The sequence below is a fragment of the Leclercia sp. GLN_9 genome (genome assembly GCF_043105735.1).
Lineage (GTDB): Bacteria > Pseudomonadota > Gammaproteobacteria > Enterobacterales > Enterobacteriaceae > Enterobacter > Enterobacter adecarboxylatus.
Map to the genome: position 1 here is coordinate 21,607 of NZ_JBICLV010000014.1, position 16,110 is coordinate 37,716.

Here is a 16,110-nt window from a genome sequence, read left to right on the forward strand (position 1 = left end):
GAGATCAGCCTCATAAGTTAAGCAGCCCACCAATTCTTACAGTAAGTGCTAACTTGTGAAACGACTCTCACTTTGGAACAGACATTACATTTGTCCAGCTTTTGGCATTTTTGTCACATGGTATCGGGCGACGTCGTACTTTTATTCTGTACGGAGAAAACCATTATGGGAGAGAGGCGATGGCCCTGATTGTGGAATTTACCTGTGAGCTACCCAATGGCGTCCATGCGCGCCCGGCAAGCCACGTTGAGACACTGTGCAACACCTTCAATGCCGATATCGAGTGGCATAACTTGCGTACCGATCGTAAAGGCAACGCCAAAAGCGCCCTGGCATTGATCGGCACCGATACCCTGGCGGGCGATAGCTGCCGGTTAATCATTTCTGGAGCGGACGAACAGGCGGCACATCAACAGCTGAGCAAGTGGTTGCGTGAAGAATTTCCCCACTGCGACGCGCCGCTGGCGGTGGCCGAAAACAGCGAGCTGGAGCCGCTTCCGGCTTCGCTCACTAACCTGAATCCGCGCCTTTTCCGCGCCCGCAGCGTATGTGCAGGTAGCGCGGGCGGCATACTGATGCGCCTCTCTTCGCTGGATCTGAATGCTCTGGGTGCGCTTCCTGCTGCAAAAGATGCAGAGAGTGAACAGTCCGCGCTGGATAAAGGCTTAACGTTACTGATAAAGAACATTGAGTTTCGCCTGCTCGACAGCGACGGTGCCACCCGCGCCATTCTGGAAGCACACCGTTCGCTGGCGGGGGATACCTCGCTGCGTCAACATCTGCTTGATGGCGTCTTGCGGGGATTAAGCTGCGCTCAGGCGATCGTCGACAGCGCCAGCCATTTCTGCGAAGAGTTTGGCCGCTCCAGCAGCAGCTACTTACAGGAACGCGCGCTGGATGTACGCGACGTCTGTTTCCAGCTACTGCAGCATATCTATGGCGAGCAGCGCTTCCCGGTTCCGGGCAAGCTCACTCAGCCCACGGTGTGCATGGCCGACGAACTCACGCCAAGCCAGTTCCTTGAACTGGATAAAACCCTGCTGAAAGGCCTGCTGTTGAAAAGCGGCGGCACCACGTCGCATACGGTGATCCTTGCCCGCTCGTTTAATATCCCGACGCTGGTTGGCGTGGAGATCGAAGCGCTAAATCCCTGGCTCAAGCAGACTGTCTTTATCGACGGCAACGCGGGCGCTGTTGTTGTCAGTCCGAACGAGGCGGTGGCGCGCTACTACCAACAGGAAGCCCGGGTGCATGACGCCCTGCGCGAGCAACAGCGCATCTGGTTGACGCAGGAAGCGCGCACCGCCGATGGCATCCGTATGGAGGTCGCCGCCAATATTGCTCACTCCGTAGAAGCACAGGCTGCATTTGGTAACGGTGCCGAGGCCGTTGGACTGTTCCGTACTGAAATGCTCTATATGGACCGCACCAGCGCCCCTTGTGAAAACGAGCTGTACAACATCTTTTGTCAGGCGCTGGAGTCCGCGCAGGGGCGCAGCATTATTGTACGTACCATGGATATCGGTGGCGATAAGCCCGTGGATTACCTGAAGATCCCCGCCGAAGCCAACCCGTTCCTGGGTTATCGCGCGGTGCGTATCTATGAGGAGTACGCCGCGCTGTTCACCACGCAACTGCGGGCAATTCTGCGCGCGTCGGCGCACGGTCATCTCAAGATTATGATTCCGATGATCTCCTCCATGGAGGAGATCTTATGGGTGAAAGAGAAACTTGCGGAAGCAAAACAGCAGCTGCGCAGCGAACAGATCCCCTTCGACGAGAAGATCCCTCTTGGCATCATGCTGGAGGTGCCATCGGTGATGTTCATCATCGATCAGTGCTGTGAAGAGATTGATTTCTTTAGTATTGGGAGTAATGACCTGACGCAGTACCTGCTGGCGGTCGACCGGGATAACGCCAAAGTTACTCGCCATTACAACAGCCTCAATCCGGCATTTCTCCGCGCACTGGATTACGCGGTACAGGCGGTGCATCGTCAGGGTAAATGGATTGGCCTGTGTGGCGAGCTGGGGGCAAAAGGTTCTGTACTGCCGCTGTTGGTGGGTCTGGGACTGGATGAGATCAGCATGAGCGCCCCGTCGATACCGGCCGCCAAGGCCCGGATGGCGCAGCTCGACAGCCGCGCCTGTCGCCAGCTCCTCAACCAGGCGATGGCCTGCCGCACCTCGCTGGAAGTCGAGCACCTGCTGGCGCAGTTCCGCATGACCCAGCAGGACGCACCACTCATCACCACGCAGTGCATCACCCTGGACAGCGACTGGCGCAGCAAAGAAGAGGTGCTCAAAGGGATGACTGACAACCTGTTGCTGGCAAGCCGTTGTCGCTATCCACGTAAACTGGAGGCCGATCTCTGGGCGCGTGAAGCAGTTTTCTCGACGGGACTGGGCTTTAGTTTCGCCATTCCGCACAGCAAATCAGAGCATATTGAGCAGTCCACCATTAGCGTGGCGCGCCTGAAGGCGCCGGTCCGCTGGGGTGACGAAGATGCGCAGTTCATCATCATGCTCACCCTGAACAAACACGCCGCAGGCGACCAGCATATGCGCATCTTCTCGCGCCTGGCGCGCCGCATTATGCACGAAGCCTTCCGCAACGCGCTGGTCAATGCCGCATCCGCGGACGCAATCGCCAGCCTGCTGCAACACGAGCTTGAACTTTAAGAGGACGCAAAATGGAACTGTATCTGGATACCGCCAACGTGGCGGAAGTCGAACGCCTGGCCCGCATCTTCCCTATCGCCGGCGTTACCACCAACCCGAGCATTGTGGCGGCCAGCAAAGAATCCATCTGGGATGTGCTGCCTCGCCTGCAGAAAGCCATTGGTGAAGAGGGCATTTTATTTGCCCAAACCATGAGCCGCGATGCTGAAGGTATGGTGGCTGAAGCAAAACGCCTGAGCAACGCCCTGCCGGGGATCGTGGTAAAGATCCCGGTGACGGCTGAAGGTCTGGTGGCAATCAAGCAATTGAAAAAAGAGAAAATCACCACTCTTGGCACCGCCGTTTACAGCGCCTCACAGGGTTTGCTGGCGGCGCTGGCAGGGGCGAAGTATATCGCGCCATACGTCAATCGCGTCGATGCTCAGGGCGGTGATGGCATTCGCACGGTGCAGGAGCTGCAATCCCTGCTGGAACTCCACGCCCCGGACAGCATGGTGCTGGCCGCAAGCTTTAAAACGCCGCGTCAGGCGCTTGATTGTCTGCTGGCTGGATGTGAAGCGATAACACTTCCTTTAGATGTAGCGCAACAAATGCTCGGCACCCCGGCAGTAGAGTCAGCTATAGAGAAGTTCGAGCAGGACTGGAAAAACGCGTTTGGTAACCTCAACCTCTAAGGGAGACATGTTATGGACCGTATTATTCAATCACCCGGCAAATACATTCAGGGGGCCGATGTGCTCACCCGCCTCGGTGATTATCTCAAGCCACTGGCGGCACGCTGGCTGGTGGTAGGCGATAAATTTGTACTGGGCTTTGCCGAAGAGACCCTGCACCAGAGTTTTGAACAGGCAGAGCTGTACGTCGAAATTGTACCGTTTGGCGGCGAATGTTCGCAGAACGAGATTGACCGGCTGCGTCAGCTGGCGAAAGAAGCCAACTGCCAGGCCGTGCTGGGCATCGGTGGCGGTAAAACGCTGGATACTGCAAAAGCGCTGGCGCATTTTATGGATGTCCCGGTCGCCATCGCCCCTACCATTGCCTCTACCGATGCGCCCTGCAGCGCGCTGTCCGTCATCTACACCGACAGCGGCGAGTTTGATCGCTATCTGATGCTGCCGCACAATCCGAATATCGTGATTGTGGATACCAAAGTGGTAGCGGGTGCGCCCGCACGCCTGCTGGCCGCCGGGATTGGCGATGCGCTGGCAACCTGGTTTGAAGCCCGTGCCTGCTCGCGCAGCGGCGCCACGACGATGGCGGGGGGCAAATGCACCCAGGCCGCTCTGGCGTTGGCCGAGTTGTGCTACAACACCCTGGTTGAAGAGGGTGAAAAAGCGATGCTGGCGGCAGAACAACATGTGGTAACGCCCGCGCTTGAGCGAGTCATTGAAGCCAACACCTATCTGAGCGGCGTCGGTTTTGAAAGCGGCGGCCTGGCGGCGGCGCATGCTATTCACAACGGTTTGACTGCCATCCCGGACGCCCATCATTACTATCACGGCGAGAAAGTAGCCTTTGGCACATTAACCCAGTTAGTGCTGGAGAACGCCCCGGTGGAAGAGATCGAAACCGTGGCGGCGTTATGTCACAGCGTAGGGCTACCTATCACCCTGGCGCAGCTGGATATCAAAGTGGATATTCCGGCCAAAATGCGTTTAGTGGCCGAGGCGTCATGTGCAGAAGGGGAAACTATCCATAACATGCCGGGTGGTGCAACGCCGGACCAGGTGTATGCGGCGTTGTTGGTTGCCGACCAGTACGGTCAGCGCTTCCTGCAGGAGTGGGAATAACCTTCCTGCCCGGCGGCGCTTGTAAGGGCCTACACTCCGTAGGTCGGATAAGCCGAAGCCGTTAACCGATAAAAAAATCCCCGCCGGAGCGGGGATTTTTCTGTTTACAGCAGATCAAACCGGTCGAGGTTCATCACTTTTACCCATGCCGCGACGAAATCCTTCACGAACTTCTCGTGGGCATCGCTGCTGGCATAAACCTCAGCCAGCGCGCGCAGCACGGAGTTAGAACCAAATACCAGGTCTGCACGGCTCGCCAGATATTTCACTTCCCCGCTCACGCGGTCGCGGCCTTCAAACAGCTCGCTGGACTCGTCAGTGGCTTTCCACTGCGTGCCCATATCCAGCAGATTGACGAAGAAGTCCGTGCTGAGTACGCCCACGCAATCGGTAAAGACGCCGCTCTTACCGCCATCAAAGTTAGCCCCCAACACGCGCAGCCCGCCCAGCAGCACCGTCATCTCTGGCGCGGTCAGCGTTAGTTGCTGTGCTTTATCAATCAGCAGCGACTCTGTGGTCGAAACGTCAATCGCCGCCCGGTAGTTACGGAAACCATCGGCAACCGGCTGCAGCAGGGTAAACATGCCGATATCGGTCTGATCCTGGCGCGCGTCAACACGACCCGGCGTAAAGGGTACGGTGATATTCACGCCAGCGGCTTTAGCCGCCTGCTCAACGCCCACGACACCGGCCAGCACGATGATGTCTGCCAGTGACGCTTTATGCGCCGATTTATAGATGCCTTCCAGCACCGGCAGAACACGCGCGGCCACGGCGTTAACATCCCAGCTGCGCTGCGGTGCCAGCGCCAGACGTGCGCCGTTGGCGCCGCCACGCTTATCGCCACCGCGGAAGGTGGACGCCGAAGCCCATGCCACCGACACCAGCTCGCTCACCGACAACCCAGAGTTGGCAATAGCCTCTTTCAGGCTCTGAATATCCTCCGCGGTCGGGTGGAAGAATGGCTGCGGCAGTGGGTCCTGCCAAATCAGCTCTTCTTTCGGCACTTCCGGGCCGATATAACGTGAAATTGGCCCCATATCACGGTGGGTCAGCTTGAACCACGCGCGGGCAAAAGCTTCGTTAAAGGCTTGCGGATCGTTGAGGAAACGACGGGAAATCTTGTCGAACTCAGGATCGAAACGCAGCGTCAGGTCAGTAACCAGCATGGTCGGTTTACGTTTTTTCGACGGGTCGAAGGGATCGGGCATGATCTCCGGCGCATTCGACGCTTCGAACTGGATCGCACCTGCCGGACTGCGGGTTTGTACCCAGTCGTATTTGTACAGGTTCTCAAAGAAGTAGTTGCTCCACTGGGTCGGCGTCTGAGACCAGATCACTTCCAGACCGGAGGTAATGGCGTCAGCACCAAAACCGCTGCCGTGCGTGCTGGCCCAGCCCAGGCCCTGCGCTTCAAGCAGGCCACCTTCTGGATCAACCCCCACATGGGTCGTTTCCCCTGCCCCATGGGTTTTCCCCAGCGTATGCCCCCCGGCGATCAGCGCGACGGTCTCTTCATCGTTCATCCCCATGTTGCCGAAGGTGGCGCGGATCGCCGCCGCCGCAGACAGTGGTTCACCGCTGGCGTTTGGCCCTTCCGGGTTCACGTAGATCAGCCCCATCTCGGTGGCGCCAACGGCGCTTTTCGCCAGGCTTTCTGGATGGCGATGCTCAAGCCAGGCTTTTTCATCACCCCAGTTAACGTCCAGATCCGGTTCCCACACGTCTTCACGTCCCGCACCAAAGCCAAAGGTTCTGAAGCCGGAATTTTCCAGCGCGACGTTACCGGCAAGAATAAACAGGTCGGCCCAGGAGATTTTCTGCCCATATTTTTGCTTGATGGGCCACAGCAGACGACGCGCCTTATCGAGGCTAACGTTATCCGGCCAGGAGTTGAGCGGAGAGAAACGCTGTTGACCACGACCCGCACCGCCACGCCCGTCTACGGAGCGATAGGTACCGGCGCCGTGCCACGCCATACGGATGAACAGACCGGCGTAGCTGCCCCAGTCTGCAGGCCACCACGGCTGGGAGTCCGTCAGCAGGGCTTTCAGATCGCCTTTCAGAGCAGAGTAATCAAGTTTGCTGAATTCTTTGCGGTAGTTGAAGTCTTTGCCTAGCGGGTTGGAACGTTCGGAGTGTTGATTGAGAAGATCGACACGAAGCTGTTTAGGCCACCAGTCGCGGCTGTTGGTACCGGCACCTGCGCTCTTGTCATAACCGCCCTGATGGAAAGGACACTTGCCTGAATTCTGGTTATCGTCGGACGTACTCATCGCTCTGCTCCCTCTATGGTTTTACCGTTAGGATATACACCACTGGCAACAAGAGATAATTGAAACCATCCACAGATTTGATAGTTAATACCGTGAATATCAGCCCGAAATAAAAATCCCCCACAACCGTGAGGGACTTGCCTTTACAGACCCGGGCGAACCCCCAGGGTATGGCAGATCGCGTAACTCATTTCGGCGCGGTTGAGGGTATAAAAATGGAAATCTTTCACCCCTTCGCGGCTTAAAATCTTCACCATGTCCATGGCGATACTGGCACCCACCAGCTTGCGGGTTTCAGCGTCATCGTCCAGGCCTTCATACATTTTCGCCATCCAGTGCGGGATGCGAACGTTGGTCATGTCGGCAAATTTCTTGGCCTGTTTGAAGTTCGAAACCGGCAGGATCCCCGGAATAATTTCGACGTCGATACCGGCGGAGACGCAGCGGTCACGGAAGCGCAGATAGCTTTCCACGTCAAAGAAAAACTGGGTGATAGCGCGGTTGGCCCCGGCATCCACCTTACGTTTCAGGTTGAGCAGATCCGCCTGAGCGCTTTTCGCCTCCGGGTGTACTTCCGGGTACGCCGCCACGGAGATGTCGAAATCGCCCACCTCTTTCAGCAGCGCCACCAGATCGGTCGCGTACATATCCGGCTTACCGCTGCCCGGCGGCAGGTCGCCACGCAGAGCCACGATGTGGCGGATACCGTTATTCCAGTAATCCTGGGCGATGGTACGCAGTTCGTCGCGGGTGGCATCGATACAGGTCAGATGCGGCGCGGCTTCCAGACCGGTACGATCCTTAATACCTTTAATAATGCTGTGCGTACGGTCACGCTCGCCAGAGTTGGCGCCGTAGGTCACCGAGACAAATTTCGGCTTCAGACTGCTCAGGCGATCGATAGAGGCCCACAGGGTCTGCTCCATTTCACTGGTGCGCGGCGGGAAAAATTCAAATGAGACGTTAATCTGGCCGTTTACTTCAGCCAGGCTCTGATTCAGGGCTTCCCGCTGGTTGGCGTGAAAAAAGCTCATACCTTACCTCATCAATCGCGTGTCGTTGTTTGTTGTGCTCGAACTTCTATACGTTTAGACGTCCAGATGTAAAAATGACGGAAAAGCCGACTGCCGTCAACAGAAATAATCAACAATAACGGTGAGGAATGCTCAGGGGAGTTGAGGGGAGTTCATGATGGGGTGAGAAGTCCCCTCACCCCGGCCCTCTCCCCAAAGGGGCGAGGGAGAAAAACAGCACCGTGCCGTCTTCTCTCTCCAGAGGAGCGAGGGAGGAAAAATAACACCGGGCCGCACACTCTTCCCAGAGAAGCGAGGAAGGAAAACAGCGCCGGGCCGTAACCTCTGCCAGGAAAGGCGAGGCAGGAAAAACAGCACCGGACCATCCCCTCTCCCCAGAGGAGCGAGGAAGAAAAAACAGCGCCGGACTGTCCCCTCTCCCCTGTGGGGAGAGGGTTAGGGTGAGGGGTAATCTTTGAAACTACAGCAGCTGCGCCAGACGGTTGATATCCGACTGGATCGCCCCGGCGGTCACGTCGCGGCCTGCACCCGGCCCACGGATCACCAGCGGGTTATCGCGATACCAGCGGCTTTCAATGGCGAAGACGTTATCGCACGGCAACAGCGCCGCCAGCGGATGTTCCGGGCGAACGGCTTCCACGCCAACGCGTGCTTTGCCATTGGCATCAAAACGCGCCACGTAGCGCAGGACCAGACCCATTTCGCGGGCCGCCTCCAGGCGCTGTAACATCTGCTCGTTCAGCGCATCGCCATTCTCGAAGAAGTGATCGACAGAACCCTCTTCACAGTCTGCCGGCACCAGCGACTCCACGCGGACCTGACCCGGCTCAATGTCGTAACCCGCTTCACGGGCCACGATCACCAGCTTACGCATCACGTCTTTACCGGAGAGGTCCACACGCGGATCGGGCTCGGTCAGCCCCTGCTGCCACGCCTGATCCACCAGGTCGGTAAAAGGTACGGTGCCATCAAACTGCAGGAACAGCCACGACAGGGTACCGGAGAAGATACCGCTAATCGCCAGAATGCTGTCGCCGCTTTCGATCAGATCGCGCACGGTATGGTTTACCGGCAGACCCGCCCCGACGGTGGCGTTATACAGCCAGTGACGACCTGTTTTTTCAAAGGCGTCGTGGATCTGGCGATAGTTACGGGTGTTGCTGGCTCCCGCCAGTTTGTTGGCGCTGATGACGTGGAAACCATGGCTGGCGAAATCAAGATACTGATCGGCCAGTTGCTCGCTGGCGGTCACATCCAGCACCACCAGGTCGTCGTACGGGTGGGCGCGCATCCACAGGAACAGCGACTCTTCATCCTGCTCGATGGCTTCGTCGTTAAAGAAGGCCAGCGCGCGACTCGCATCCAGCCCTTCATAGTTGAGCAGGCTGCGGCGGCTATCCACCACGCCCGCCAGCACAAATTCGAATCCGGTACGCGCCGAAAGTGTGGTCTGTTCGCGGGCGAACAGCTCCAGCCAGCGGGAACCAATGTTGCCTTTCCCAAACAGCATCAGACCGATACGTTTTTCAGCACGGAACAGCGACTGGTGCAGCCCCTGGATCAGGCTTTCGGTTGGCCCGGTACGCATGACCGCCACCAGGCTGATCCCCTCTTCCGACTGCCAGGTAAACTCCACCGGCTGGCCCTTCAACTGCTGCCAGAAGCGGTGGCAGTGCAGCGGGTTACGGGTGACGCCCGCCCCTACCATCGCAATCAGCGCCAGACCCTGACGCAGACGAAGCTCGCCCGGCAGGCCCGCTTCATCAAGAATTTTCAGCGCGCTGTCGGCCACTTCTGCGGTATAGCAGAACTGCAGCAGGTGCCGGTCAGTGTGCACACCCACGGCGAGCGGGCGCACCTGGGCGCGCTTCAGGATCAGGTCGATCTCTTTATGCGTCTGTTTGAAATCATGTCCGGCAGGAACGAGGAATTCGATCAGGCAGATGTCGTCATGGCTGGTAACGATACGCGCCCCTGTGCCGGAGGCCAGGACGCGCTCGATACGGGTTGAGCCTTGATCCGGCGTATAGCTGCAGCGCAGTTGCAGGTCGATATCGCTGCCAGACACCGGCTGCAGAGTACGGGCGTGCAGTACCGGGGCCGCCAGACGGGCCAGCTCGCTGGCTTCGTCGAGACGCAGCAGCGGCAGCAGGCACGCATCTTTAACCTTACGCGGGTCAGCGCTGTAAACACCGGCTACGTCGCTCCAGATGGTGACGCGAGACACCCCCGCCAGGGCACCGATCTGTGTTGCGGAGTAGTCAGAGCCGTTACGTCCCAGCAGCACGGTTTCACCCGCGTTGCTGCGGCTGATAAAGCCGGTTACGACGATACGTTTGTTCGGATGCTGCACCAGCAACTGCTGGAGCAGAGGATAAGAGAGGCCTTCATCAACCTGCGGTTGAGCGCCACGCTCGGCACGCAGGAAATCACGCGCGTCCAGCCATGCCGCTTCCAGACCCTGCTGTTGCAGGACGGCCGCCATCAGGCGGGCAGACCAGACTTCGCCGTGGCCCACGACTTCAGCATAAACGGCGTCAGTAACGCCACTATCGAGTAAACCGGCCAGTCGCTCCAGATCCTGAATAAAGGTGCTAATCAGGCCATCTGCCACGTCGGCTGGCAATAAACCGGCGATCAGCTCACTCTGGTAACGGCGTAACGCTTGTTGAACCTGATGCGCAGAGAGACGATCGGTCTGGCTTAACTTCAGCCAGCTAATCAACTGGTTGGTGGTGCTGCCCGCCGCGGAGACAACCATCATGTCCCCCGGCATCGAATACTCTGCCATGATCCCCGCGACCCGCAGGTAACATTTCACATCAGCAAGACTACTACCACCAAACTTGTGCAGCTGGCGACCCTTCGCCCCTGCCTGCGCTATCACACTCATGATTACCCCTTGGCTGCGACCCGGAAGCCATTTTCCAGATCGGCAATTAAATCTTCACAATCTTCAATACCGGTTGAGATTCGCAGCAGCGTCTCAGAAATTCCGGCGGCGGCACGCGCTTCTGGCGCCATGCCTGCGTGCGTCATTGTTGCGGCGTGGGAGATTAAGCTTTCGACTCCCCCTAAAGATTCCGCCAGCGTAAACAGTGACAACCCGCTCAGGAAGCGACGCAGCGTCTGCTCATCGCCATCCAGTTCAAAACTTAACATCGCGCCAAACCCCTTTTGTTGACGCGCCGCAATCTCGTGTCCCTGGTTCTCCGGCAGCGACGGGTGATAAAGCTTTTTCACCAGCGGCTGGGTCTTCAGGAAATCGACAATCGCCTGGGCATTACGCTGCGCCACGTCCATACGCGGCGACAGGGTACGTAGCCCACGCAGCAACAGGTAGCTGTCAAACGCACTGCCGGTAACGCCGATGTTATTCGCCCACCATGCCAGTTCGGTGACAAGCTCTGGATCTTTGGCAATAACGACCCCGGCGACAACGTCGGAGTGGCCGTTCAGGTATTTGGTGCATGAATGCAATACCAGATCCGCTCCCAGTGCCAGCGGGTTCTGCAAGGCCGGACTGAGGAACGTATTATCCACTACACTTATCGCTCCCGCATCCCTTGAAAGCTGACAAATTTTTGCAATGTCCACGACGCGCAGCAGTGGGTTGCTTGGACTTTCGACTAAAACCAGCTTCGGCTTTTCTGCCAGCGCCTGTTTCAGCGCCTGCTCATCACCCTGGTCGACAAACAGCACGCGATAGCAACCGCGCTTCGCCAGGCTGTCGAACAGTCGGTAGCTGCCGCCATAACAGTCGTGCGGAGCCACCAGCAGATCGCCAGGCTTCAGGAACACGGTGGTCACCAGGTGGATAGCCGACATGCCGGTATTGGTCATCACCGCGCCTGCGCCACCTTCCAGTTCCGCCAGCGCACGCTGGGTCACATCACGCGTCGGGTTACCACGGCGCGAGTAGTCATGGGCGCGTGGTTCATTAAATCCGGTGAAGTTATAGGTACTGGAGAGATGAATCGGCGGGACAACGCAGCCGTACTGTTCGTCATCATTCAATCCGCTACGCACTGCGATGGTGGCCTGTTTACGCGTCATGGTGAAGGCTTCCTGGCTTAATGGATGAAAAGTCAGGCACCAGAGTAAACATTGATTATATGGACGTCAATACATCTGGACATCTAAACTTCTTTGCGTATAGATTGAGCAATACGCAAATAGCCGTTAAAATTACATGCTTTAGCGCATAACGCAGAGGCAATATCCGTGTCACGGTGGCGTCTCTACGGTAAACTACGCAAGATTATGGCGCGAAACCCTGCGAACCGCTGCGGTGTCGGCCTCATATTAATGACAAAGAGGATTAAAGGTATCTCATGGCTGAATGGAGCGGCGAATATATCAGCCCATACGCTGAGCACGGTAAGAAGAGTGAACAAGTAAAAAAAATTACGGTTTCCATTCCTCTGAAGGTGTTGAAGATCCTCACCGATGAACGTACGCGTCGTCAGGTGAACAACCTGCGTCACGCAACCAACAGCGAACTGCTTTGCGAGGCGTTCCTGCATGCGTTTACCGGCCAACCGTTACCGAACGATGACGATCTGCGCAAAGAGCGCAGTGACGAAATCCCGGAAGAGGCGAAGGTGATCATGCGTGAACTGGGTATCGACCCGGAAACGTGGGAATACTAACGCTGCGGTATGATCCCGCTGAGGGTGCTCAGCGGGATGGTTTCTCAGAAGTTGCAGCCTAAGCCTACGCGCAGACGCGTCTGGCGGTCGTCGCTGGTGGCGGTGTTATAGCCGGAAGAGACGTTACCCACTTCCACAAACGGCACCCATGAATCAATCTTATACGCCACGCGGAAGTTATATTCGTAATCTTCTTTTTTGTTATTATACAAATCTTCGTTGTCGGCGAATTTATAAATGCCGTTCAGTTCAAACATCCAGTTATCGATATTATATCCCAGCCACATTTCCGGGCGGTATACCATACGATCATCTTTACCGTCTGCATTACGCCGGGTATATTCGGTACGATAACGGAACGCCGTCCACCAGTTATCATTAATATTATACTGCACGCGTAAATAGGGTTTATAAATGGACATATTGTCGCCCATTTCAACGGCAATACCCGGCTGCCAGACAAACCCCTGCCAGGTGAACTGATAGCTGGCAGTATATTCGCTGCTGTTGCTCTCCATATTATTGAGTGCATCGTTAGACTGCTTTTCATCAGAGCGCGAGACGGCCTCAACGGCTACGCCAAAGCCTGTCCCAAAGCGGTGCGACATGTATACGCGGTCATAGTTACGCCCATCGTCGTAATACTCGTGTCGATAATCAACATATCCTGCCTGCGCCGCACACGATATTAGCGGAAGCGCGAATAAGAGTTGCGTCAGTTTCATCCTTTTTCCCTCAACGTAAATCTACCCTGAAAGCCATCGTAACTAAAATGGCAAATAAAAATTTATGTCGAGCGCAGTGTAATTTTACAAAAAGGGATAAACCTTTTATTTATTGCCATGCCTGATAGCCAAATGGCAAAGATATCAAGAAGGCAAAGATGAAGCTCACTATCCGTATAAATAGGATGATATGACGTGGCGGGAATTATTTTCAGGAAACTTGAAATATATATTTAAAAGAAGAATATAAATATAAAATTTATTCAGGAGATATATTGCAGGCAAAAAAAAACCGCCCTGAGGCGGTTTCTTCTGGATGCTTATTTTGCGCCCGGGATGTTGAAACGCTTGTTGAAGCGGTCAACACGGCCACCGGTTGCAACATCACGCTGCTTACCAGTGTAGAACGGGTGGCATTTGCCGCACACGTCCAGGTTCAGATCGTGGCCCACGGTAGAGCGGATCTGGATAGAGTTACCGCAAGAGCAGTTTGCAGTAATCATTTCGTATTTAGGATGGATATCTTTTTTCATGGGGAGAACCTCAGTTAAGGCCGCGTCGCTCTTCCAGCCCTAACGCCAGACACCACGCGATGTTGAATGTAAGTTCTTTGATGCAAAGTGCACCAAAGGCGGCGAATCATACAGAATTTAACCAGGGTATGCAAACTGATCCGCACGCCGCCTTTCACTAATGTGTATACTAACGCGCCACTTTTCAAGTCAGGAAGATTCGATGCCCGTAGCTCACGTTGCCCTGCCCGTTCCGCTTCCCCGTACCTTTGATTACCTGCTGCCAGACAGTATGCAGGCCAAAGCGGGCTGTCGCGTGACGGTGCCGTTTGGCAAACAACAGCGGGTAGGCATTGTGGTCTCCGTGAGCCAGCAAAGCGAGCTGCCCCTCAGTGAACTGAAAAGCGTGGTTGAGGTGCTGGACGATGAGCCCGTCTTCTCCACCAGCGTCTGGCGACTACTGTTATGGGCCGCCGACTATTATCACCATCCCATCGGCGACGTGTTGTTTCACGCCTTGCCCATTCTGCTGCGTCAGGGGAAAAGCGCCAGCCACGCGCCAATGTGGTACTGGTTTGCCACCGAGCAGGGGCAAGCGGTGGATATTAATAGCCTGAAACGCTCCCCGAAACAGCAGCAGGCGCTGGCGGCGTTACGCCAGGGCCGGATCTGGCGTCATCAGGTCGAGAGCCTCGACTTTAACGATGCGGCGCTGCAGAGCTTACGCAAAAAAGGGCTGAGCGAGCTGGCCTGCGAAGCGCCCGCGCTGATCGACTGGCGCGATGGTTTTAGCGTGCCGGGCGACCGTCTGCGTCTGAATACCGAACAGGCCACTGCCGTCGGGGCAATCCACAGTGCCGCCGATCGCTTCTCGGCCTGGCTGCTGGCGGGCGTGACCGGCTCGGGTAAGACCGAAGTCTATCTGAGCGTGCTGGAAAACGTGCTGGCGCAGGGAAAACAGGCGCTGGTGATGGTGCCGGAAATCGGCCTGACGCCGCAGACCATCGCCCGTTTTCGCGAACGCTTTAACGCCCCGGTCGAGGTGCTGCATTCAGGATTAAACGACAGCGAACGCCTCAGCGCCTGGCTGAAAGCCCGAAATGGTGAAGCGGCGATCGTGATCGGCACCCGTTCATCGCTGTTTACGCCGTTTAAAAATCTGGGCGTCATCGTGATCGACGAAGAGCACGACAGCTCTTATAAACAGCAGGAGGGCTGGCGCTATCACGCCCGCGATCTGGCGGTATACCGCGCGCATAGCGAGCAGATCCCGATTATTCTCGGCTCGGCCACGCCTGCGCTGGAGACGCTGCACAACGTGCGCCAGCGTAAATATCACATGCTGCGCCTGACGCGCCGGGCGGGAAATGCCCGTCCTGCCGTGCAGCATGTTCTCGATCTGAAAGGCCAGCAGGTGCAGGCGGGATTAGCCCCGGCGTTAATCACCCGCATGCGTCAGCATTTACAAGCTAATAACCAGGTGATCCTGTTTCTCAACCGTCGCGGCTTCGCCCCGGCGCTGCTGTGCCACGACTGCGGCTGGATAGCCGAATGCCCGCGCTGCGATCATTATTACACCCTGCATCAGGCCCAGCACCATTTACGCTGCCACCACTGCGACAGCCAACGTCCGATCCCGCGTCAGTGTCCGTCCTGCGGCTCGACGCACATGGTGCCGGTCGGGCTGGGCACCGAGCAGCTGGAACAGGCCCTGACCCCTTTCTTCCCGGGCGTGGCGATCTCGCGCATCGATCGCGACACCACCAGCCGCAAGGGCGCACTTGAGCAGCAGCTGGCGGAGGTGCATCGCGGCGGAGCGCGGATTCTGATTGGTACCCAGATGCTGGCAAAAGGGCACCACTTCCCGGACGTCACCCTGGTGGCGCTGCTGGACGTTGACGGCGCGCTGTTCTCGGCAGACTTCCGTTCCGCAGAGCGCTTTGCCCAGCTCTATACCCAGGTGGCTGGTCGCGCCGGGCGTGCCGGCAAGCAGGGCGAAGTGGTGTTGCAAACGCACCATCCTGAGCACCCGCTGCTGCAAACCCTGCTGCATAAAGGCTATGACGCCTTTGCGGAGCAGGCGCTGGCCGAGCGCCAGACCCTGCAGTTACCCCCGTGGACCAGCCATGTGATTATCCGCGCCGAGGATCACAACAACCAGCAGGCCCCGCTGTTCCTGCAGCAACTGCGCAATCTCCTGCAAGCCAGCCCGCTGGTGGACAATCAGCTGTGGATTTTAGGCCCGGTTCCGGCGCTGGCCCCGAAACGCGGCGGGCGATATCGCTGGCAAATCCTGCTCCAGCATCCTTCCAGGATCCGCCTGCAACATATCGTCAGCGGAACCTTAGCGTTAATTAACACCCTGCCGGAAGCGCGCAAAGTGAAGTGGGTGCTGGACGTTGATCCCATCGAAAGCTAAAAAATGGTGGGAGGCAGATCG

11 protein-coding genes are annotated in these 16,110 nt (G+C 57.0%); 5 read left to right on the forward strand and 6 right to left on the reverse strand.

The genetic code is table 11. The features are described from left to right. Nucleotides 1-179: 179 nt before the first annotated feature. The 3 genes from ptsP to ACF8PE_RS08445 are packed head-to-tail and all read left to right on the forward strand — an operon-like array spanning nucleotide 180 to nucleotide 4,471. Nucleotides 180-2,681: a phosphoenolpyruvate--protein phosphotransferase gene (gene ptsP / locus ACF8PE_RS08435; RefSeq protein ID WP_164541152.1), complete on the forward strand. Its 2,502-nt coding sequence runs from the start codon at nucleotides 180-182 to the stop codon at nucleotides 2,679-2,681. Nucleotides 2,682-2,692: 11 nt separating this feature from the next. Further along, nucleotides 2,693-3,355: a fructose-6-phosphate aldolase gene (gene fsa, locus ACF8PE_RS08440; protein ID WP_032615262.1), complete on the forward strand. Its 663-nt coding sequence runs from the start codon at nucleotides 2,693-2,695 to the stop codon at nucleotides 3,353-3,355. Between the two features lie 12 nt (nucleotides 3,356-3,367). Further along, nucleotides 3,368-4,471, forward strand: coding sequence for a glycerol dehydrogenase (locus ACF8PE_RS08445; protein ID WP_392494770.1), 1,104 nt, complete (start codon nucleotides 3,368-3,370; stop codon nucleotides 4,469-4,471). A 104-nt stretch (nucleotides 4,472-4,575) separates the two neighbouring features. On the opposite strand, the gene katG is transcribed toward ACF8PE_RS08445, so the two are convergent. The 4 genes from katG to metB form a co-directional block, all read right to left on the reverse strand. Further along, the gene (gene katG / locus ACF8PE_RS08450) at nucleotides 4,576-6,747 is read right to left on the reverse strand and encodes a catalase/peroxidase HPI (RefSeq protein WP_392494771.1); all 2,172 of its coding nucleotides are present in this window, start codon (nucleotides 6,745-6,747) and stop codon (nucleotides 4,576-4,578) included. Between the two features lie 143 nt (nucleotides 6,748-6,890). Further along, a complete protein-coding gene (gene metF / locus ACF8PE_RS08455; RefSeq protein WP_032615268.1) occupies nucleotides 6,891-7,781 on the reverse strand; it encodes a methylenetetrahydrofolate reductase in 891 nt (296 codons plus the stop codon). Nucleotides 7,782-8,241: 460 nt separating this feature from the next. Further along, complete coding sequence (locus ACF8PE_RS08460; RefSeq protein WP_032615275.1) at nucleotides 8,242-10,674, reverse strand: bifunctional aspartate kinase/homoserine dehydrogenase II; 2,433 nt, start codon at nucleotides 10,672-10,674, stop codon at nucleotides 8,242-8,244. A 2-nt stretch (nucleotides 10,675-10,676) separates the two neighbouring features. After that, the gene (gene metB / locus ACF8PE_RS08465; RefSeq protein ID WP_032615276.1) at nucleotides 10,677-11,837 is read right to left on the reverse strand and encodes a cystathionine gamma-synthase; all 1,161 of its coding nucleotides are present in this window, start codon (nucleotides 11,835-11,837) and stop codon (nucleotides 10,677-10,679) included. A gap of 278 nt (nucleotides 11,838-12,115) precedes the next feature. Here metB and metJ point away from each other — a divergent pair, with 278 nt between their 5' ends. Continuing rightward, nucleotides 12,116-12,433, forward strand: a complete 318-nt coding sequence (metJ, locus tag ACF8PE_RS08470) for a met regulon transcriptional regulator MetJ (protein ID WP_003862042.1) — start codon at nucleotides 12,116-12,118, stop codon at nucleotides 12,431-12,433. 44 nt (nucleotides 12,434-12,477) lie between these two features. Here the strand turns inward: metJ and ACF8PE_RS08475 are convergent, their stop codons facing one another. Together ACF8PE_RS08475 and rpmE are read right to left on the reverse strand one after the other, a co-directional pair. Beyond that, complete coding sequence (locus ACF8PE_RS08475) at nucleotides 12,478-13,158, reverse strand: oligogalacturonate-specific porin KdgM family protein (protein ID WP_392494772.1); 681 nt, start codon at nucleotides 13,156-13,158, stop codon at nucleotides 12,478-12,480. 320 nt (nucleotides 13,159-13,478) lie between these two features. Further along, nucleotides 13,479-13,691: a 50S ribosomal protein L31 gene (gene rpmE, locus ACF8PE_RS08480; protein ID WP_032615278.1), complete on the reverse strand. Its 213-nt coding sequence runs from the start codon at nucleotides 13,689-13,691 to the stop codon at nucleotides 13,479-13,481. A gap of 202 nt (nucleotides 13,692-13,893) precedes the next feature. Between rpmE and priA the strand changes: the two genes are divergently transcribed. Then, the gene (gene priA / locus ACF8PE_RS08485) at nucleotides 13,894-16,089 is read left to right on the forward strand and encodes a primosomal protein N' (RefSeq protein WP_059306959.1); all 2,196 of its coding nucleotides are present in this window, start codon (nucleotides 13,894-13,896) and stop codon (nucleotides 16,087-16,089) included. The last annotated feature ends 21 nt before the right edge of the window (nucleotides 16,090-16,110 follow it).

Excerpts from the sequence above, each read along its gene's own strand:
- ptsP (WP_164541152.1), top strand. The coding sequence starts at position 180 with ATGGCCCTGATTGTGGAATTTACCTGTGAGCTACCCAATGGCGTCCAT.
- fsa (WP_032615262.1), top strand. The coding sequence starts at position 2,693 with ATGGAACTGTATCTGGATACCGCCAACGTGGCGGAAGTCGAACGCCTG.
- ACF8PE_RS08445 (WP_392494770.1), top strand. The coding sequence starts at position 3,368 with ATGGACCGTATTATTCAATCACCCGGCAAATACATTCAGGGGGCCGAT.
- katG (WP_392494771.1), bottom strand. The coding sequence starts at position 6,747 with ATGAGTACGTCCGACGATAACCAGAATTCAGGCAAGTGTCCTTTCCAT.
- metF (WP_032615268.1), bottom strand. The coding sequence starts at position 7,781 with ATGAGCTTTTTTCACGCCAACCAGCGGGAAGCCCTGAATCAGAGCCTG.
- ACF8PE_RS08460 (WP_032615275.1), bottom strand. The coding sequence starts at position 10,674 with ATGAGTGTGATAGCGCAGGCAGGGGCGAAGGGTCGCCAGCTGCACAAG.
- metB (WP_032615276.1), bottom strand. The coding sequence starts at position 11,837 with ATGACGCGTAAACAGGCCACCATCGCAGTGCGTAGCGGATTGAATGAT.
- metJ (WP_003862042.1), top strand. The coding sequence starts at position 12,116 with ATGGCTGAATGGAGCGGCGAATATATCAGCCCATACGCTGAGCACGGT.
- ACF8PE_RS08475 (WP_392494772.1), bottom strand. The coding sequence starts at position 13,158 with ATGAAACTGACGCAACTCTTATTCGCGCTTCCGCTAATATCGTGTGCG.
- rpmE (WP_032615278.1), bottom strand. The coding sequence starts at position 13,691 with ATGAAAAAAGATATCCATCCTAAATACGAAATGATTACTGCAAACTGC.
- priA (WP_059306959.1), top strand. The coding sequence starts at position 13,894 with ATGCCCGTAGCTCACGTTGCCCTGCCCGTTCCGCTTCCCCGTACCTTT.